The organism is Pradoshia eiseniae (genome assembly GCF_002946355.1).
Taxonomy (GTDB): domain Bacteria; phylum Bacillota; class Bacilli; order Bacillales; family Pradoshiaceae; genus Pradoshia; species Pradoshia eiseniae.
Genome location: NZ_PKOZ01000057.1, coordinates 1 through 546, shown reverse-complemented (window position 1 = coordinate 546; position 546 = coordinate 1). Strand labels below are relative to the sequence as shown.

The 546-nt window shown below is 34.8% G+C and carries 1 protein-coding gene; it reads left to right on the top strand.

What is annotated here, in order from left to right; genetic code table 11:
• The first annotated feature begins 199 nt into the window (after positions 1-199).
• The gene (locus CYL18_RS19065) at positions 200-472 is read left to right on the top strand and encodes a hypothetical protein (RefSeq protein WP_104851030.1); all 273 of its coding nucleotides are present in this window, start codon (positions 200-202) and stop codon (positions 470-472) included.
• Positions 473-546: the final 74 nt, after the last annotated feature.

Here is a 546-nt window from a genome sequence, read left to right as displayed (position 1 = left end):
AAAGGGGCAGGTTAGCTCAAGAGTGAGTTGGAGATTTTTGGATATATAAGGAATAATAGTATATAATTCACAAAAGAGCTTATGAGAAAAGAAGTGTAAAGGAGAGAATGTGTAATGTTACAGTCGTTCAGTATTTTTGGAAGCATCATTACCCTAGGTGCATTAGCGGGCATTATCTATCTTATTAGAAGGTTCATTTATGGAAAATCAGCTAAAACTGATAAGAAAAGCTAATATGAATTTTTATAAAACAACTGGATTTGTATTTATTGTTATGTCAGGCTTTATCTATACACTTGAACGGGGATTTTCTTTGATTTCATCCAGTATAATTCAAGCTGGTTTTTTTTCTGGGACAATGACAGGTGAAATCCCTGAAGTAGAGGCAAGTAGTTTCTTTAACAATTTTTTTGTCCCCTTGTTCCTTGTAATTGGCGTGGCACTAATAATTTATGGAGTTAAAAAGAAATAGCTTGATCCGTTATAGTGTGCGATTGCGAAATTAGAGCAGTCGCTTTTTTACTAACGGGGCAGGTTAGCGGAAGA

Bases quoted from the DNA above. Each gene is read 5' to 3' on its own strand.
- CYL18_RS19065 (WP_104851030.1), top strand. From the start codon at position 200: ATGGAAAATCAGCTAAAACTGATAAGAAAAGCTAATATGAATTTTTAT.